General features: G+C 42.4%; 14 protein-coding genes and 1 pseudogene. 13 read left to right on the top strand and 2 right to left on the bottom strand.

Annotation, left to right across the window (positions count from 1 at the left end; genetic code table 11):
- The first annotated feature begins 4 nt into the window (after window positions 1-4).
- From QUB13_RS13945 to QUB13_RS13920, 6 genes are all read left to right on the top strand, one after another.
- Window positions 5-1,348 carry an O-antigen ligase family protein gene (locus QUB13_RS13945; protein ID WP_333381698.1) on the top strand — a complete coding sequence of 448 codons (1,344 nt, stop codon included), beginning with the start codon at window positions 5-7 and terminating at the stop codon, window positions 1,346-1,348.
- 167 nt (window positions 1,349-1,515) lie between these two features.
- Window positions 1,516-2,862 carry a flippase gene (locus QUB13_RS13940; protein WP_333381695.1) on the top strand — a complete coding sequence of 449 codons (1,347 nt, stop codon included), beginning with the start codon at window positions 1,516-1,518 and terminating at the stop codon, window positions 2,860-2,862.
- A 287-nt stretch (window positions 2,863-3,149) separates the two neighbouring features.
- Window positions 3,150-4,211 (top strand): hypothetical protein, encoded by a 1,062-nt coding sequence (locus tag QUB13_RS13935; RefSeq protein WP_333381693.1) that lies wholly within the window; start codon window positions 3,150-3,152, stop codon window positions 4,209-4,211.
- A gap of 112 nt (window positions 4,212-4,323) precedes the next feature.
- The gene (locus QUB13_RS13930) at window positions 4,324-5,256 is read left to right on the top strand and encodes a glycosyltransferase family 2 protein (RefSeq protein ID WP_333381690.1); all 933 of its coding nucleotides are present in this window, start codon (window positions 4,324-4,326) and stop codon (window positions 5,254-5,256) included.
- Window positions 5,257-5,391: 135 nt separating this feature from the next.
- On the top strand, window positions 5,392-6,372 hold the full coding sequence (locus tag QUB13_RS13925) for a glycosyltransferase family A protein (RefSeq protein WP_333381687.1): 981 nt from the start codon (window positions 5,392-5,394) through the stop codon (window positions 6,370-6,372).
- A gap of 24 nt (window positions 6,373-6,396) precedes the next feature.
- Window positions 6,397-7,662, top strand: a complete 1,266-nt coding sequence (locus tag QUB13_RS13920; RefSeq protein WP_333381684.1) for a glycosyltransferase family 4 protein — start codon at window positions 6,397-6,399, stop codon at window positions 7,660-7,662.
- On the opposite strand, the gene QUB13_RS13915 is transcribed toward QUB13_RS13920, so the two are convergent.
- Window positions 7,659-8,417, bottom strand: a complete 759-nt coding sequence (locus tag QUB13_RS13915; RefSeq protein ID WP_333381681.1) for an FkbM family methyltransferase — start codon at window positions 8,415-8,417, stop codon at window positions 7,659-7,661. The two genes, QUB13_RS13920 and QUB13_RS13915, sit on opposite strands and share 4 nt — an antisense overlap.
- Before the next feature lie 26 nt (window positions 8,418-8,443).
- On the opposite strand from QUB13_RS13915, the gene QUB13_RS13910 reads away from it, so the two are divergent.
- From QUB13_RS13910 to QUB13_RS13890, 5 genes are all read left to right on the top strand, one after another.
- The gene (locus QUB13_RS13910) at window positions 8,444-9,325 is read left to right on the top strand and encodes a glycosyltransferase family 2 protein (protein ID WP_333381680.1); all 882 of its coding nucleotides are present in this window, start codon (window positions 8,444-8,446) and stop codon (window positions 9,323-9,325) included.
- 5 nt (window positions 9,326-9,330) lie between these two features.
- Window positions 9,331-10,563, top strand: coding sequence for a glycosyltransferase family 4 protein (locus QUB13_RS13905; RefSeq protein WP_333381677.1), 1,233 nt, complete (start codon window positions 9,331-9,333; stop codon window positions 10,561-10,563).
- Window positions 10,563-11,792 carry a glycosyltransferase family 4 protein gene (locus QUB13_RS13900; RefSeq protein ID WP_333381675.1) on the top strand — a complete coding sequence of 410 codons (1,230 nt, stop codon included), beginning with the start codon at window positions 10,563-10,565 and terminating at the stop codon, window positions 11,790-11,792. The genes QUB13_RS13905 and QUB13_RS13900 overlap by 1 nt, the downstream gene beginning before the upstream one ends.
- Window positions 11,793-11,858: 66 nt before the next feature.
- Window positions 11,859-12,929, top strand: coding sequence for an NAD-dependent epimerase/dehydratase family protein (locus QUB13_RS13895; RefSeq protein ID WP_333381673.1), 1,071 nt, complete (start codon window positions 11,859-11,861; stop codon window positions 12,927-12,929).
- 197 nt (window positions 12,930-13,126) lie between these two features.
- The gene (locus QUB13_RS13890) at window positions 13,127-13,969 is read left to right on the top strand and encodes a WecB/TagA/CpsF family glycosyltransferase (RefSeq protein ID WP_333088281.1); all 843 of its coding nucleotides are present in this window, start codon (window positions 13,127-13,129) and stop codon (window positions 13,967-13,969) included.
- Between the two features lie 234 nt (window positions 13,970-14,203).
- On the opposite strand, the gene QUB13_RS13885 is transcribed toward QUB13_RS13890, so the two are convergent.
- Window positions 14,204-14,470, bottom strand: a complete 267-nt coding sequence (locus tag QUB13_RS13885) for a hypothetical protein (protein ID WP_333381670.1) — start codon at window positions 14,468-14,470, stop codon at window positions 14,204-14,206.
- A 132-nt stretch (window positions 14,471-14,602) separates the two neighbouring features.
- On the opposite strand from QUB13_RS13885, the pseudogene QUB13_RS13880 reads away from it, so the two are divergent.
- A pseudogene (locus QUB13_RS13880) lies at window positions 14,603-15,787 on the top strand (RNA-guided endonuclease InsQ/TnpB family protein).
- Between the two features lie 121 nt (window positions 15,788-15,908).
- Window positions 15,909-16,289, top strand: coding sequence for a hypothetical protein (locus tag QUB13_RS13875; RefSeq protein WP_333381667.1), 381 nt, complete (start codon window positions 15,909-15,911; stop codon window positions 16,287-16,289).
- Window positions 16,290-16,394: the final 105 nt, after the last annotated feature.

Raw genomic sequence — 16,394 nt, 5'->3', positions numbered from 1 at the left:
GGCAATGAAAGAGATTCTCCGGGTTCCTATGTTTATGATGATTATTGGAGGCATAAGTCTCATTATAATCATGCTACTTTATCAAGCGATCGCTCAGGACAAAAAAATAGCTATTAATGCAGAAAAAATCATTCTTGGTATATTTTTGTTTGCTATTTCTGGGGCAACGGGCGCAGGAGTGATGCCTTTTATGAAGTTGCATCCGGTAGCGTTGTCAAACAGAGAAACAACTGCGCTCACGATTACCCTACAAATAATTGTCTACGGTGTTTTTCTTTTTATACTATCACCCCGACTGCATTCTTGGCTTAAAGATTATTTAAAAGCACTCTTTACTACGATGCTCAGCGATCCGTTTTTAGCACTGTTTTTGTTGATGATATTACTTTCGGCTTTGTGGTCAGATACCCCTGAAGTCAGCCTGAAAAAGAGTCTAGTGATTTTAGAAGTCAGTGCTGTTGCTATTTACGTAGCACAGCGATTTTCTTGGAAAGAAATATATCCTTGGTGGCGCACGGTAAACTTATTCGTACTGCTGTGGAGCCTAGTCAAAACTAATCCGAGTTCTGCTGGGTGCTGGAGTGGAATTTTAAGCCACAAGAACCAGTTTTCATTTTTCATGGCTCAAACAGCGGTTTTGTGGTTTTTGTTTGCCTTTTATTCCCCGAAAGATCGCCGTTTGTCGATTGTTTTCGGTTTGTTGGCTTCCCTAGCAGTCCAAAAAGGATGCAGCGGAGCGAGTCGAATTTTAGTTATTATTCTCTTAGGTCTTTGGGTGTATCTTAGCGTCATCAAAAAATTGCCGGTGCAGTGGGCTGTGGTTTCTGTCATACTGTTCCTGATTATTAGTATTGGTCTGGGAATTTTGGTGATCAATAATCTGGAGGCGATTGTTGTAGATGGACTGAACAAAGATATGACCTTGACAGGTCGCACGGAGTTTTGGCCCCAAATCGTAGATAAAATAAACCTGCGGCCTCTTTTGGGATATGGAGTTAATAGTTTTTGGCAACCTTGGCGCGGTCTGGAAAATCCTGCTCACGGTATTATAATTGCGAGAGTCCAATTTATACCGCCCCATTCTCACAATGGTTTTTTAGACCTTGCTTGCGATTTAGGTTGGGGAGGATTGATATTATTTATGTTTTCATTTTTCAATAATATTGTGAAGGGAGTAGTGTATTTAACCCGCACACAACTTCCTGAAGCTGGCTTGCCCCTTTTTATTTTGACCTATATACTGATGACGAACCTTACTGAAACAGGTCTTTTTGGGTCAACTAGCATTTGGTTTTGGTATATTGTTATGTCAGTCCGTCTGAGTCTAGACACTACAGCAAAAATTTGAAGCGAAAGATAGCTCCTGCAAAAAATCACTTGCTCCGCTATAATCTAACAATGTCATAGACTGGGGGATAGGTAACAGAGATAGAACGGTAAATAGATGGTTGTACGCAGTTAGTTTTGGCTTGTTGAGTGTTCAAGGTTATCCTATTTTTAACAAAGTGAAAACTTATGAAATTAGATCGGCTATTTGCCCTTAAGGAAAAACTTAGTCCAGGTCTGCGTAAGCTGATTGCCAATACAGTTTGGTTATTTGCTGATAAGGTATTGCAACTAGGTCTGGGGCTGCTGGTAGGGCTTTGGGTCGCTCGTTACCTACAGCCGGAGAGATTTGGCTTGTTCAACTACGCGCTCGCTACAGCGTCGCTGTTCTCTCCTATTGCTAGCTTGGGCTTGAATTCCATTGTGGTTCGGGATCTCTCTCGCGATTCGTCTAACAAGGAAGAAATTCTTGGTACAGCTTTTGTCCTCAAAAATATCAGTGGGTTGATCTCTTTATTGTTAACAGTAGGAACGGTGATGCTGTTAAATCCAGAAGAACCCTATACTCAATTGTTAGTAGGAATAGCAGCAGGAGCAGCTTTGTTTCAGCCTTTTGAAACTATTGAGTTTTGGTTTCAGTCACAGGTGCAATCAAAATATGTTGTTGTATCTACGAATGCCGCTTATTTGTGTATCAACGTGGTTAAAGTTGTACTCCTAAATCTACGAGCTACGCTGCTCGCATTTTGCTGGATTGTGACGGGGGAGAAGGCTTTGAGAGCTTTGGCGTTGACAATCGCCTATCACGTAAATGGAAATCATATATTAAGGTGGCGGTTCAATAGGAGACTGGCTTGGGAATTGGTTAAGGAAAGCTGGCCACTAATTTTGTCTGGGTTCATGGTCTTCATTTATATGCGAATCGATCAGATTATGATGAAACAGCTTAGTACCGCTGAAGAGTTGGGACTATATGCAGCAGCCGTTAAAGTCTCAGAGCTATGGTATTTCATCCCTATGGCTATAGGCAGCTCGGTTTTTCCGTCTATTGTTAAATCTAAAGAAATTAGTGAAACAGTTTATTACGAACGCCTGCAAAAACTTTTCTATTTAATGTCTTTAATATCCTATGCAGTTGCAATTCCTGTAATGCTGTTTGCGGAGCCGATAGTGACGATTCTTTATGGAAAAAACTATCTTGGGACTGCGCCCTCTTTAGCAGTGCTGATTTGGGCTGGGCTGTTTGTATCTTTGGGAATCGCTAGAGGTACATGGCTGATCTCGGAAGGGTTGTTGAATTTTTCAGCAGCTACAACCGCTGTGGGTGGGCTGGTTAATGTGATCTTGAACTTCGTTTTAATTCCCCGCTATGGTGGTTTGGGGGCAGGTATTGCTACTCTAATTGCACAAATGTCGGCTTGTTATTTGGCCCACGCACTTTATCCTCAAACTAGGAAGATGTTTTGGATGCAAACGAAAGCGATTTTCATGGTCGATATTTTCACAAAAATCGGTCAACGACTCTTTAGAGCGTAAGTATAGCAGTTCTCACTGACATGAGGTATGCCAGATTCTTTAAATGTCAAGAGTTTCGGGCTTTTGTATTTACCTCATCTCTCTGAGAAAGGCTATAATCATTGTTAAATATTGTAAATCAAACATCCAAATACTACGAGTCAGTTAAGTTTGGAAGTATAATTTTATAAAAACTTTAATTTCTCAACTGAGAGAAACTGATATTATTAACAGAGCCAGAGCATCTGCAAAAAAAAGATGAAACCCTTGCCCCGTCTGGACAAAAACCTAATTTCTGGAGAGATATAATGAATAACCGAGGTGCTGTTTATATACTAACTGGAATGTGCTGCGATCGCGAAGGTGAAGAAAGTATTTATCCTCAAGGATTAAATGTCAAATCTTCATCAGCCCAGTTCCAATCTATTTACTGGCAATGCGTTGTAGTATTTTTTGCTTCGAGTGTGAGAAATAATCCTAGTGCCAATCATATCTTGTGTACGAATGCAGAAAAGTTACCCAATCTAGGTAATTTCAATATGGAAGAATTTTTTGCTAAAATCGGTGTGAAGGTGGCTCACTTGCCTTTCACTTATCAGCATCCGCTAGAATATTTCGATGCTTTCAGAAGTACATATTTTAAGTTCGATATTGTTAAGTACCTCAAAAACAACTCCGAATCGAACGATATATGCCTTTCGCTAGATTCTGATTGCGTGTGGGTAAATTCGGCAGATAAAATGATAGAAGCAATTGAAAAAAACGGGATAGCTACTTATGAGCGCTATTACCAAGAAGATGAATTAATTAATGGCTGGACTAGACGAGAAATGCAAAATTTTTACCATGAACTAGGGTACAATATTGAGCAGCCTCCTCGTTATTTTGGAGCGGAATTTATTGGGGGAACTGGAGAGAGGATTAAAAGCTTAGCTGAAGAAATTGACTTAATTTGGAATATTTCTTTAGAAAGATTTGCCCAAGGCAAATCAAAGTTTAATACAGAGGAGCAGATGTTAACCTATATTTATAACAAGCAAGGGTATGCACCGGGAACTGCAAACCCTTATATTGAAAGGATCTGGACAGCGGCGCACTTTTACACGGCAAGTGAATCAAATTTTCAGCTAGATATTTGGCATCTACCAGCAGAAAAAGCTAGGGGGATCAAGAGACTTTTCCTACAAGTATCCAATCCCAAATCCTTATTTTGGACTTTGCCAGTGGGAGAGGAGTTTATGAAATATACGGCGGGATACCTAGGGATACCGAAACGTAATTTTTCTAAACTACTTGTTGATACTTTACAAGACAGAAAATCCGGCATAAAAAAGAAACTGTCTCAGGTAAAAAAAATGCTAGAGCGATGATAGATATTACTCAAAATTGTGGTTGTAAATATATGTTCAAAGAGCAAGTTTGCCAAACTTTATCATGACGAACAAAACCTAAAAAATCATTAAAGATATCGGAGGAAAATCAATGTATGACTGGCAAGTAAAAACCCCAATTGTCTTCATTATCTTTAAACGCCCCCAAGAAACCCAAACGGTGTTTGAAGCAATTCGTCAGGCAAAACCCCCCAAATTGCTAGTAATTGCTGATGGCCCGCGCCCAGACAGACTAGGAGAAGATCGAGAATGTGCTGCCACCAGAGCTATTATTGACCAAGTAGATTGGGAATGCGAAGTTATGAAAAATTACGCAGAAGTAAATTTGGGTTGTCTGCGGCGGGTTTCTAGCGGGTTGGATTGGGTATTCGAGCTGGTTGAGGAGGCAATTATTATTGAGGATGACTGTCTGCCGCATCTGACATTTTTTCGCTTCGCTGAAGAATTGCTCGCTCGTTACCGAAATGACCAGCGGATTATGTCAATTTCTGGTCAAAATGTGCAATTTGGGCGAAAAAAAACTGATTACAGCTATTATTTTTCTCGCTACAATCACTGTTGGACCTGGGCGAGTTGGAGACGAGCTTGGCAATACTATGATTTAGATATGAAGTTGTGGCCAGAAATTCGGGATGGTAATTTTTTGGAGGATGTACTGGGAGACGCGAACGCTGTAAAAGTTTGGACAAAGACTTTTCAGCTTTGTTATGAAGGGAAAATAGATAGTTGGGCTTATCGGTGGACATTGGCAAGCTTTATTCAAAATGGAATGAATATTTTGGCGAATGTCAATTTAGTTTCTAATATCGGGCATGGGGTAGGAGGAACTAATACTGGAGATGTTAACAGTCCCTACAGTAATATGCCTGTAGAAGCGATAACATTTCCGATGAAGCATCCGCCTTTTGCTATTCGGGATACGCAAGCCGATAAATTCACCCAAAATACTTTATATGATTACGATCCACCATTTGTTAGGAAGGTGCAAAAAAAAGTAAATAAATTGTTAAAAAATTTCGTGTAAAATCATCAGAGAGATAAGATAGTGTAAACAGAGGGGAATATTATACTTCTTAATATTTCCGCTTATAGAGGGATATTTTCTGCATATCGCCTGTAAATAAGGTATGAAAGTAAAGTTTTACTGAGGAGCAAAGCGATGGATTCTCTAAAATCGAAGTTACTTCGCAAATGGTTAAAATTAGTGAATCAGAGGCACGAGCAAAAAATACATAAAAAAGTTACAAGCGATCAAACTTCCAAACCCAACTCAATTTACACAACTAGCCCCAAAGTTTCACTAATTGTGCAATTTTTTAATAAAAAACCTAATATTAGGAGCATCATAACTGCACTAAGATTAACTTCGGCTGAAGAATTGATCGTAATTGATGATGGCTCTAGTGATGGTTCTTACGAAGAGTGGATGAAATACCTTGATAGGAAAAATGACTTTCTACTGCGTTGCAATGACTTATTCGAGGTCAGAACCTACGAACGAGCGATTGGAATGGCAAAAGGTGAGTTTGTTTGCTTATTGCAAGATGATGACATACCACCATATAATAACACTTGGATAGAGCAGGCACTCTCTTTGTTTGAAGCTTTACCTAAACTACTAATATTAGGTGGCAGAGGAGGCTTGGACTTTTTTACCCCAGATTCAGTGGAGCCAAATGAAGAGTCTACCTATAAAAAAATTGGAGATATAATCACTCGACCAGGACTTTTTAAGAAACGGATTTATGACACGCCTCAGTACATAGAACCTCAGTCTGGTATCCCATTTATATTTGTTACGTCTGTTAACCGAGCCCCCACACTTCTGAGGAGAAAGCCGTTCTTAGAACTAGGAGGAATTAATCAAGAATATGCTCCATTCCAGTTTGACGATGACGATGCCAGCGTGAGAGCTTGGTTGGCAGGATACCAAGTAGGTTTATATCCCTGCCCATTTATAAGAAATGTGGCAACTGGTGGCATGAGAACCTTTAATAGCGAAAGAGTGGAAAAACAATCGGTTATCAATGCGAAAAAGTTTTATGAGGCTTATGGTTCTATTATTGCCAGCGGCGAACTGCAAAAAATGATAGATAGCGCCAATCAGAAATTAATCAATTTTCCCGTAATAACTAAATAATTAATTGGAAACACTTTAAAAAAAATGAAGGTTCTACTTCTCAATACTTCTGATACTGAAGGCGGTGCAGCCCGCGCGGCTTATAGACTGCACCAAGGTTTGCAGGGGATTGGGGTGTCTTCGCAAATGCTGGTGAAAAATAAGAACAGTGGCGAACCGAATGTCATTTCGTCACAGAATGGTATTACCAATAAGTTTGACAAGATTATTTCTACTGTATCTAACTTGCCATTGCGACTTTACCCTGAGAAAGACCCAGTTATATTTTCGACAGAATGGCTGCCAGATTCTCTCCCCGGTCAAGTTGCTAAAATCCAACCAGATATTATTAATCTGCACTGGGTTTGTGGAGGGTATTTACAAGTAGAAAGCATCCCGAAGTTTAAGAAACCAATAGTTTGGACGCTCCACGATATGTGGCCGTTTACAGGTGGATGTCACTACAGTGAAGATTGCGATCGCTATACTCAATCTTGTGGTAGTTGTCCGCAACTTCACAGCGTTAAAGCCGGCGATATGTCGCGGTGGGTGTGGCAGAGAAAAGCTAAAGCTTGGAAAGACTTTGAGCTAACTCTGGTTACGCCGAGCAAATGGCTGGCAAAATGTGTAGAAGCGAGCTCTCTATTTCGCGATCGCCAAGTAGTCGTCATTCCCAACGGACTCGACACTCAAAAGTTCAAACCAATCAACCGCCAATTTGCGCGAGAAATCCTAAATTTACCTCAAGATAAGCAATTACTCTTATTTGGGGCAATGCAGGGGACAGGCGATCGCTGGAAAGGCTTTTCCTTGCTGCAAGCCGCTATGCAAGAGTTAACTAAATCGGGATTGCGAGACGAAATAGAACTCGTAGTTTTCGGTCCATCAGCATCCAGCCAACAGTCTGATTTAGGTTTCAAAATTCACTATTTAGGGAGGTTAAATGATGATATTACATTAGCGATGGTGTATTCAGCCGTTGATGTGATGGTAGTTCCTTCCTTGTACGAATCTTTTGGTCAAACAGCATCCGAGTCCCTAGCCTGTGGCACACCAGTTGTCGCATTTAACGCCACTGGATTAAAAGATATCGTCGATCACATGGAAAACGGCTATTTAGCTAAACCTTATGAAACAGAAGACTTAGCCAGAGGTATTGCCTGGGTGCTAGAAAATCCAGAGCGGCATCAAAAACTATGTTCGATCGCGCGTCAGAAAGCGGAGCAAGAATTTACCTTAGAAATACAAGCCCGCCGCTACTTGTCTGTTTTTTCTGAACTAGCGATGGCATCCAAAATCTCCAGCTCTTAAACCAACTGTTTCCGCTGATCTGGCGAAGCAAAAAAGTTAGATTTTCTAAATTGCCCACTTTCTTTAACAAATACCATGTCTACTTGAGCCAAAGCTCCGTCTAGGGGACGGATATAACCACCAAAAATATCGTAGACCACAAATCCTCGCTCTTTCATATAATTGACAACATCATAGAATTGGGGGCCACCGAGATAAAATTCAAACATGGATACTTCCAGAATAATCATTTCCGTATCCTCCAGGCTCTTCCTAGAGCCGTCTAAAACATTAAGTTCAGCACCTTGTACGTCAACCTTCAACAAATAAGGTGTTTTTAAATTCTTTTCCCGACACAGATCGTCAACTGTCACCACAGCAATTTCTCTAGGTACACCATCGGCGATACTCCCTTCTGATTCCTTAAGAGTAGAAGAACCATAAAGTTGAGGGTGAACGTTGATTGTCAGAGTTCCTGGCTCAGCGCCGGCGCCCGCCAGTACATACTGACCCTTGTATTTCCGACAAATTTCTTTTAAATTTTCCTCATACTCGCTCAAAGGCTCTACCAGGAGGAAGTTCGCTTGGGGAAATTTTTCGTACAATTCAAAGGTTCCGTAGGCCACGCCGACATCTATAATGGTTTCTGGTTGAAAACCAAACTTTATGACCTGATCGAGTACGCCGTACATAGATGTTCTCATACCCTTGCGCGGGAGATCGAATCCCAAAGGCTTAAGCATTTTATACGCTATATTTTTTAACAATTGTCTCATGTTTTTTTCCCGACTACAATAGAGTGATGAAACTACACAGCACTATAGCAATAATCATAACTTGCCACAACCGCAAGCAAAAGACCTTAGCTAGTCTAGGTGCGGTATTCAATCAGGTACTGCCCGCAGATATCTTGCTAAGCGTGTACTTAGTGGACGATGCCAGCACCGATGGCACATCTGAAGCCGTGCAGGAGACTTATCCCCAGGTCAATTTGCTACACGGAGATGGCAATCTGTTTTGGAATGGGGGAATGCGCCAAGCATTTGCCGCCGCTATTAATGACGACTGCGACTACTACCTGTGGCTCAACGACGATACTGTACTCGCTCCAGGTGCTTTGCAAACAATGATGGTAACTTCCCGCCAATTGGCTGAGCAAGGCAATACACGAGCTATTGTTGTAGGGTCTACCCGTGATTCTGAAACTGGTGTACTCACTTACGGCGGCTGGCTCAGGACTAGCTGGTGGCATCCTTTGCACTTTCGGGTAGTGGAACCTACTCAAGAAGTCCAACCCTGCAATACCATGAATGGTAACTGTGTTTTGATACCGCGAGTAGTAGTGGAAGTAGTAGGGAACTTAGACCCAGTATTTATCCACAGTATGGGAGACATCGACTATGGTTTACGGGCACTGCGAGAAAATTGTACTGTTTGGGTGGTTCCTGGCTACGTAGGAACTTGCTCGACTAACCCGCCCCAGGGCAATTGCTGGGAAGATCCCAACATGAATTTGATGGAGCGGTTTAAGAAGGTACTTCAACCCAAGGGTTTTTCGCCAAAAGAGTCAAAAGTTCTGGTACAGCGACACACTAATATATTGTGGCCGATATATTGGCTGTTACCTTATTTGAGATTGATTTTTATCTCGCTTCGCCGAGGGCCTGTAGGGTATAGTGGTTGATACTATTGTTTGCAAGCATAGGTAGTGCCGAAGACTTTTGGCGACTGCCTACTGCTTTGTACTCGCTACAACTAAAGGTGAACTGCATGGATGAAATTCGCATCGCTTGGCTCGTCCCTTCGGCAGAATTTGGAGCCTACTGGCCGCCAGTTTTGCACGAGCTGAAAAAAGTGATTCCGAACACGATTTTTTATACAGGTCGCCTCTGGCCTGGCTACGATCCTGAAGCTCCTGGTACAGAAGTAATCGAAGTTGTGGGAGATACACAATTCATCGCCACCCAAAAGATAGAAATGGGGTACAGTCGTGGTTATATTAAAGCTACTCCTGCGATTATTTTTCCTCTCCTAAAATTCAAGCCCCAAGTCATTTTTGCCAGTGGATTTTCGATCTGGACATTGATAGCTATAATCTTTAAGCCTATAGGGAAATGGCGACTGGTTTTAGTTTATGAAAGTAGTTCGCCGAATGTAGACTTTCGAGATTCTAAGGTGCGATCGACGATTCGACGATGGATGGGTAAATTTGCGGATACCTTTGTTTCTAATAGTCGCCGAGGTAAAGAATATTTGGTTGAAGTGATTGGGGCAGCCGAAAGTAAGATATTTGCTCAACCTTACATGGTTCCTGATGCTAAAGCTTTGGTAGAAAAAATAGACAATAATAATTCTATCTCTTTGTCATTCCCCCACCCAATTTTTCTGTGCGTGGGTCAAGTAATTTCTCGCAAAGGGATTAAGAATCTGTTAGAAGCTTGCACAATTTTGCAAAGCCAGGGATACTCGAATTACACAGTCATTATCGTTGGAGACGGGGAACAGCGCTCGGAACTAGAAGCACTTACAAAAGAATGGGATTTAGAAAAACAAATTGTTTGGACAGGGTGGATCGAATACGGATACTTGGGATCTTATTTTCTAGAAGCTGATGCGTTTGTTTTTCCTACGTTAGAAGATACTTGGGGAATGGTGGTACTAGAAGCGATGGCATTTGGTAAGCCAGTTTTGTGTTCAAAATGGGCTGGGGCTTGCGAAATGATCGTTGAAGGTGAAAATGGTTATATTTTTGATCCCTATGATTCGGAAGGTATGGCAAATGCGATGCGGAACTTGATTGATTGCCCCGAAAAGTTAGTGATTATGGGCCAAAAATCCCAGCAATTGATCGCTGAACATACACCAGAAAATGCTGCGAAATTAATAGCCGATGTGACTTCGCTAGTATTGGAGAAAAGTTGATGAAAATTTTATTATCTGCCTTTGCTTGCGAACCCAATCTGGGTTCCGAAGAGGGAGTGGGATGGAATACTGTCGTTCAATCTGCTAAGTATCACGAAACTTGGGTATTCACTCGGACATTTTGTCGATCGTACATCGAAGCAGAACTAGAAAGAAATCCTGTACCCAACCTGCACTTTGTTTATTTCGATCCGTTTGGGTGGAGTGAAGATTGGAAGGGAAAACAAGGATTGCTGCAACTTCACTATTATTTGTGGCAAATCTGGGCTTATTTTATAGCTCGAAAGCTCGATCGCGAAATTGGTTTTGACATAGTACAGCACGTAACTTATGTCAAACATTGGTCTCCAAGTTTCCTAGCACTGTTGCCGCATCCTTTTATTTGGGGGCCTGTGGGGGGTGCAGAAGCAGCACCAAAGCCTTTTTGGGAAGATTTTAGCCGCCGGGGCAAAATTTACGAAACCCTGCGAGCATTGGCTCAAAGTGTAGGAGAACGCGATCCGTTTGTGGGGCTGACGGCGCGCCGCAGTGCGGTGGCGCTGGCAACTACAGAAGAAACAGCGGCAAGACTGCGATTTCTCCAAGCAAAAAACGTGAGAATTTTCTCGCAAGTCGGTTTATCGCAGCAGGAAATTCAACAACTAGAAAAATCTCCACCCCCCCCGGAGCTACCAATTAGATTCATCAGTGTCGGCCGTCTATTACACTGGAAAGGAGTGCACTTGGGACTCCGTGCATTTGCGGAGGCGAAGCTGGAAAACTCGGAATACTGGATTGTGGGAGACGGCCCGGAAAAAGAGCGTTTAGAAGCTTTGGCAACAGAATTGGGACTGGGAAATAAAGTACATTTTTGGGGTGCTCTATCTCGCAGTGAAACCCTTTTAAAAATGGGTGAGTCTCACGTTCTCCTCCATCCGAGTTTGCATGACTCTGGCGGTTTTGTCTGCACTGAAATGATGGGGGTTGGCCGTCCGACAATTTGTTTGGATTTGGGTGGCCCGGCTACTCAAGTGACTGCCCAAACAGGCATTAAAGTCGCTGCTACCGAGCCCGATCGCGCTGTGAAAAGTCTAGCAGAAGCTATAGTGTGTTTGGCGAGCGATCCCAACTTGCGATCGCGCTTGGGTCTAGCTGGTCAAAAGCGCGTCAGGGAAATTTATGATTGGGATGTCAAAGGTAAATTCTTTGCCGAATTGTGCGAAGATCTAATCAAAGAAAAAATTGGATAACTTCTGATATATTCGGATGTATTCTAGCGCCAAAAACTTAAACAAGATTTGTGAGGAGAGTGAAACGTGAGCGTTGCAATCATTACTGGCTCGGCGGGATTAATTGGCTCGGAGGCCTGTAAGTTCTTTGCCAAACAAGGCTTAGACATAGTTGGCATCGACAACAATATGCGCCAGTTCTTTTTTGGTGCCGATGGTTCTACCAACTGGAACCGCCAACAACTCGAAAAATCTTTGGGAACCAAGTATTATCACTTAGATGTTGACATTCGCGACTACGAAGCTATTACCAATATTTTTCAGCGGTACGGAGATTCGATCGAGCTAGTAATTCACACAGCAGCCCAACCGAGCCACGATTGGGCGGCTCGCGCCCCAAAAATAGATTTTACAGTAAACGCTAACGGTACTCTCAATCTTTTAGAAGCAACTCGCTTGTACTGTCCAAAAGCAGTTTTCATTTTTACATCTACTAATAAAGTATACGGCGATACCCCCAACAAATTGCCTTTAGTTGAATTAGATCATCGATGGGAAATAGAAGCAGGTCACACTTACGAAAATGGCATTCGGGAGGATATGTCTATCGACCAGTGCCTGCACAGTTTGTTTGGTGCTTCTAAGGTAGCCGCTGATATTTTAGTTCAAGAATACGGCAGATATTTTCAGATGAACACCGCTTGTTTTCGCGGCGGCTGTCTGACGGGGCCAAATCACTCGGGAGCTCAACTGCATGGCTTCCTCGCCTACTTGATGAAGTGCGCCGTGACGGGAACTCCTTACACCGTGTTTGGCTACAAAGGCAAGCAAGTCCGCGATAACATTCACAGCGCTGATTTAATTTCGGCATTTTATGAATTTTATAAAGCTCCCAGAAGCGCCCAAGTTTATAATACAGGAGGAGGCAGATACAGCAATTGTTCGATGTTAGAAGCCATCCAGATGTGTGAGGAAATTGCGGAACGTACATTTAATTGGACTTATGCGGAAGGAAATCGCATTGGCGATCACATTTGGTGGATTAGCGATAATTCAAAATTTTCCAGTCACTATCCTGACTGGCAAATGAAATATAACGTTAAACAAATCCTACAGGAGATTTATGAATGTAACCGCGAACGCTGGCTGAAAGAGTGATCGCAGGATTGAACGGGTACAAAAAGGATGTGCTGGCAATTTTTGTAAAAGACCTCTTGCACTCAATCGCAGATAAGATCAAATTATCTGCGTCGATTAGTGTTTATCCACTTAAAATCTGCGGTTAACAGATCGAAAATTTGTGCAAGAGGTATAAAGAATTGAAAACAAAGTTAAACAAATTTTAGAGGATATTTATGAATGTAAGTGTCGTTGGCTTAGAGAGGTCTTCCAATATCGATTTAGGAAAAAAAAATGTACTCGGCATATTAGTAAATGCCGTTAATTATGAAGCTGCTGTCAGCACAATTATTGCGGCAGCCAACGCCGGAAAACCACTGTCAGTTTCGGCTCTAGCGGTTCACGGGGTAATGACTGGGGTGCTTGACAGCACTCACCGCTATCGGATCAATCACATTGATTTAGTATTGCCAGACGGACAGCCGGTCAGATGGGCGTTAAATTTGCTCTACAATACGGAATTGCCCGATCGAGTTTGCGGGCCAAATGCGATGTTAAAAATCTGCGAGCGCGCCGCCGAAGAAGGATTATCTATCTATTTGTACGGCTCTCAAGCTTCTGTACTGGAAGCTTTATCTCGCAATCTCTGCCAGCGTTATCCCAAGTTAATTATTGCTGGAACTCAGCCTTCTAAATTTAAGCAGGTTTCGCCGCAAGAAAAACAGGAAATTGCCCAGAAAATTCGCAACAGCGGTGCAGCAATTACTTTTGTCGGTTTGGGGTGTCCGCGACAAGAAGTCTGGGCTTACGAATACCGTGATGACTTATCAATGCCGCTGATTGCTGTAGGTGCAGCTTACGATTTTCACGCGGGTAATTTGGCTAAAGCTCCTGAGTTTTTATCTAAGATAGGTTTGGAATGGCTGTTTCGGATGATTAAGGAGCCCAGGCGTCTCTGGAAGCGGTATGTATTGTTGAATCCGCTTTATATTTCGCTGTTTTTACTGCAAGCTTTGAAAATCAAAAAATTCGACCCCAAAGATGCCACGCCGCCTGTGGAAGAAGTTTTGTATGGTTGAATTTCTTCTGTTGTAAATTGTTGATTTTCACAAATAAAAAGCCAAAAGCCAAACCTAGAAATAATAATTAATTATTTTGACTTTCGACTTAAAATTTGTGAGGATTTAAATCTAGAATTAATGGGTTGTTTTCTATAAATTTTGTTGGGCTTGCTTTGTAATGTTGTTTCTGATGGCATCGGCATTATATATTTGAATTGTCTATAGTGCCAGCACCTCAAGAGCGATCGCGATTTAGCGCGCCAATAGAGGCAATGCAGAGGATATTGGTTTGTCGTTGTTGCGGCCGGAAACTTCCCGGATTCCGCAGCGGCTTTTTAGTTGTGCGACCGGAGAATTTGCGATCGCCCCAGACAGCGGAACTTTAGCCAATCCCCAAGCAGACGGCATCGCCATTTGATCCTTGACACCAAACGTCAAACCTTTAGACTTCATACCATCATTTCGGAGAGTGTTCAGCTTCACACCCGACGGCTGAGAATCGGCAATGCTGAAGTACAACAGCGATTTTACCAAAAGATTGGGTCTAAAGCCCCGTCCTTATAGGACGGCTTTAATTATAAAAAGTGTGGAGACTTGTTAAGTATACAGGCTTATGTGTAAAAAATTGAGCAAAAGTTATAAACTATTATAATGATAGTTTTAGAGTTTAAGTTGAAGGGCAAAACGGAGCAATATCGAATCATCGACGACATGATTCGGACGGCTCAATTTGTCAGAAATAAAACTCTTAGACATTGGATAGACAATTCCAGGATTAAGTTAGTAGACCTGTACAAACAATGCGCCGTTGTGGCGAAAGAATTTGAATGGGCAGGCAAGCTTAACTCGACGGCACGTCAAGCGATGGCCCAACGTGCTATTTTTGCTATCCAACGTTTCTTTGCCAATTGCAAAGCTAAGAATCCCGGAAAAAAGGGCTACCCGCAGTTCAAGAAGTACACTCGTTCCGTCGAATACAAACAATCCGGCTGGGCGCTTTCTAGCGACAAAAGATGCCTAACATTTAAGGATGGTTTTGCTGCTGGAAAATTCAAGTTAATTGGCAGTCGGGACTTGCATTTCTCGGCACCCGATGAAATCAAGCGAATTAGGGTAGTGCGTCGTGCCGACGGCTATTATGCCCAATTCTGCATCAACATCGAACGAAAAGAAGAACCCGTTTCTACTGGTAAAATTATCGGCATAGATGTTGGATTAAACCACTTCTACACTGACAGCGACGGTGAAACAGTTCCCAATCCTCGGTATCTCCGCAAAAGCGAAAAAGCTTTGAAGAGATTGCAGAAGCGAGTTTCTCGGAAAAAGAAAGGCTCCCAAAGCCGGAAAAAGGCAATCAACAAGTTAGGAAGAAAACATCTAAAGGTTAGTCGGCAGCGTAAAGACTTCGCCATTAAGACGGCGTTGTACGTGGTGAAATCTAACGATTTTGTAGCCTAGGTCGACCTTCAGGTGCGGAATATGGTGAAAAACCACAAACTCGCCAAATCAATTAGTGATGCTGCGTGGTCACAGTTTGCTCAATGGTTGGAGTATTTTGGAAAAGTGTACAGCAAAACAGTTATCGCTGTTCCACCACAATACACATCACAGAAATGTTCAAACTGTGGCGACATTGTTAAGAAAACTTTATCAACCCGAACGCATATTTGCGGTTGCGGAACGATATTAGATCGTGACCACAACGCTGGAAGAAATATTTTAGCAAAGGGTTTGAAAGCCCGTGCAAAAATTAATTTAAATACGGTGGGGCACACCGGAATTTACGCTGGGGGACAGACCGATCTCTACTCGCTGGTGGCGACAAAACAGAGATAAGTTCGACTGGTTGATCCAAGAATCCCCTCGCCTCGATAGCAGGGGAGTGTCAAACAGTCAATTTTTTTAGTAACAAATCAGGAATTGCAAAAAGAACTAATCCGCACCACCGGAGAATTGATTGATCGACTGTCAGTTTGACCCCAGAACTCCTCAGCTTTACTACTTTTTAACCAGACGGAAGCCTGGGAAAGATTTTTCCGAACAATTCACCCTTGAAGCAATTGATTTGCAGACATTTGCAGTACAACCGCTGTTAGTTTTGCCCGACCAAGTGGAGACAAAAATGAGCCTGTCGCCCGACGGGATAGAATTGCTATTAGACCGCGTAGTGGCCCAGAAATCGGAACCTGTCGCAGGAGATTTGAGAACTGATGGCCCAAGTGCGATCGCCCTTTCAACTCTAATACTTTTAAAATTCAAAAATGCACCGGCCTCTAATAATTATCCCTCACCTCAAGAACTGCGTCTAAAAGGATGCCTCCCCCGCTGGCTGCCCTAAAAAATAAAAAATTAGATAGGTTTGTAGTGAGGAAGACTGTCCTATTTTTGATCAATAAATCAGAACTATTTCTTCTGAATGTAGGCTTAATTCCAATCAAATCGC

This window comes from Microcoleus sp. B4-D4, assembly GCF_036705185.1.
Classification (GTDB): Bacteria; Cyanobacteriota; Cyanobacteriia; order Cyanobacteriales; family Microcoleaceae; genus Microcoleus.
This window is presented reverse-complemented; position numbering and strand designations above follow the sequence as displayed.

What these genes read in the sequence shown, in the direction of transcription:
- QUB13_RS13945 (WP_333381698.1), top strand. Translation starts at nt 5, where the DNA reads ATGAAAGAGATTCTCCGGGTTCCTATGTTTATGATGATTATTGGAGGC.
- QUB13_RS13940 (WP_333381695.1), top strand. Translation starts at nt 1,516, where the DNA reads ATGAAATTAGATCGGCTATTTGCCCTTAAGGAAAAACTTAGTCCAGGT.
- QUB13_RS13935 (WP_333381693.1), top strand. Translation starts at nt 3,150, where the DNA reads ATGAATAACCGAGGTGCTGTTTATATACTAACTGGAATGTGCTGCGAT.
- QUB13_RS13930 (WP_333381690.1), top strand. Translation starts at nt 4,324, where the DNA reads ATGTATGACTGGCAAGTAAAAACCCCAATTGTCTTCATTATCTTTAAA.
- QUB13_RS13925 (WP_333381687.1), top strand. Translation starts at nt 5,392, where the DNA reads ATGGATTCTCTAAAATCGAAGTTACTTCGCAAATGGTTAAAATTAGTG.
- QUB13_RS13920 (WP_333381684.1), top strand. Translation starts at nt 6,397, where the DNA reads ATGAAGGTTCTACTTCTCAATACTTCTGATACTGAAGGCGGTGCAGCC.
- QUB13_RS13915 (WP_333381681.1), bottom strand. Translation starts at nt 8,417, where the DNA reads ATGAGACAATTGTTAAAAAATATAGCGTATAAAATGCTTAAGCCTTTG.
- QUB13_RS13910 (WP_333381680.1), top strand. Translation starts at nt 8,444, where the DNA reads ATGAAACTACACAGCACTATAGCAATAATCATAACTTGCCACAACCGC.
- QUB13_RS13900 (WP_333381675.1), top strand. Translation starts at nt 10,563, where the DNA reads ATGAAAATTTTATTATCTGCCTTTGCTTGCGAACCCAATCTGGGTTCC.
- QUB13_RS13890 (WP_333088281.1), top strand. Translation starts at nt 13,127, where the DNA reads ATGAATGTAAGTGTCGTTGGCTTAGAGAGGTCTTCCAATATCGATTTA.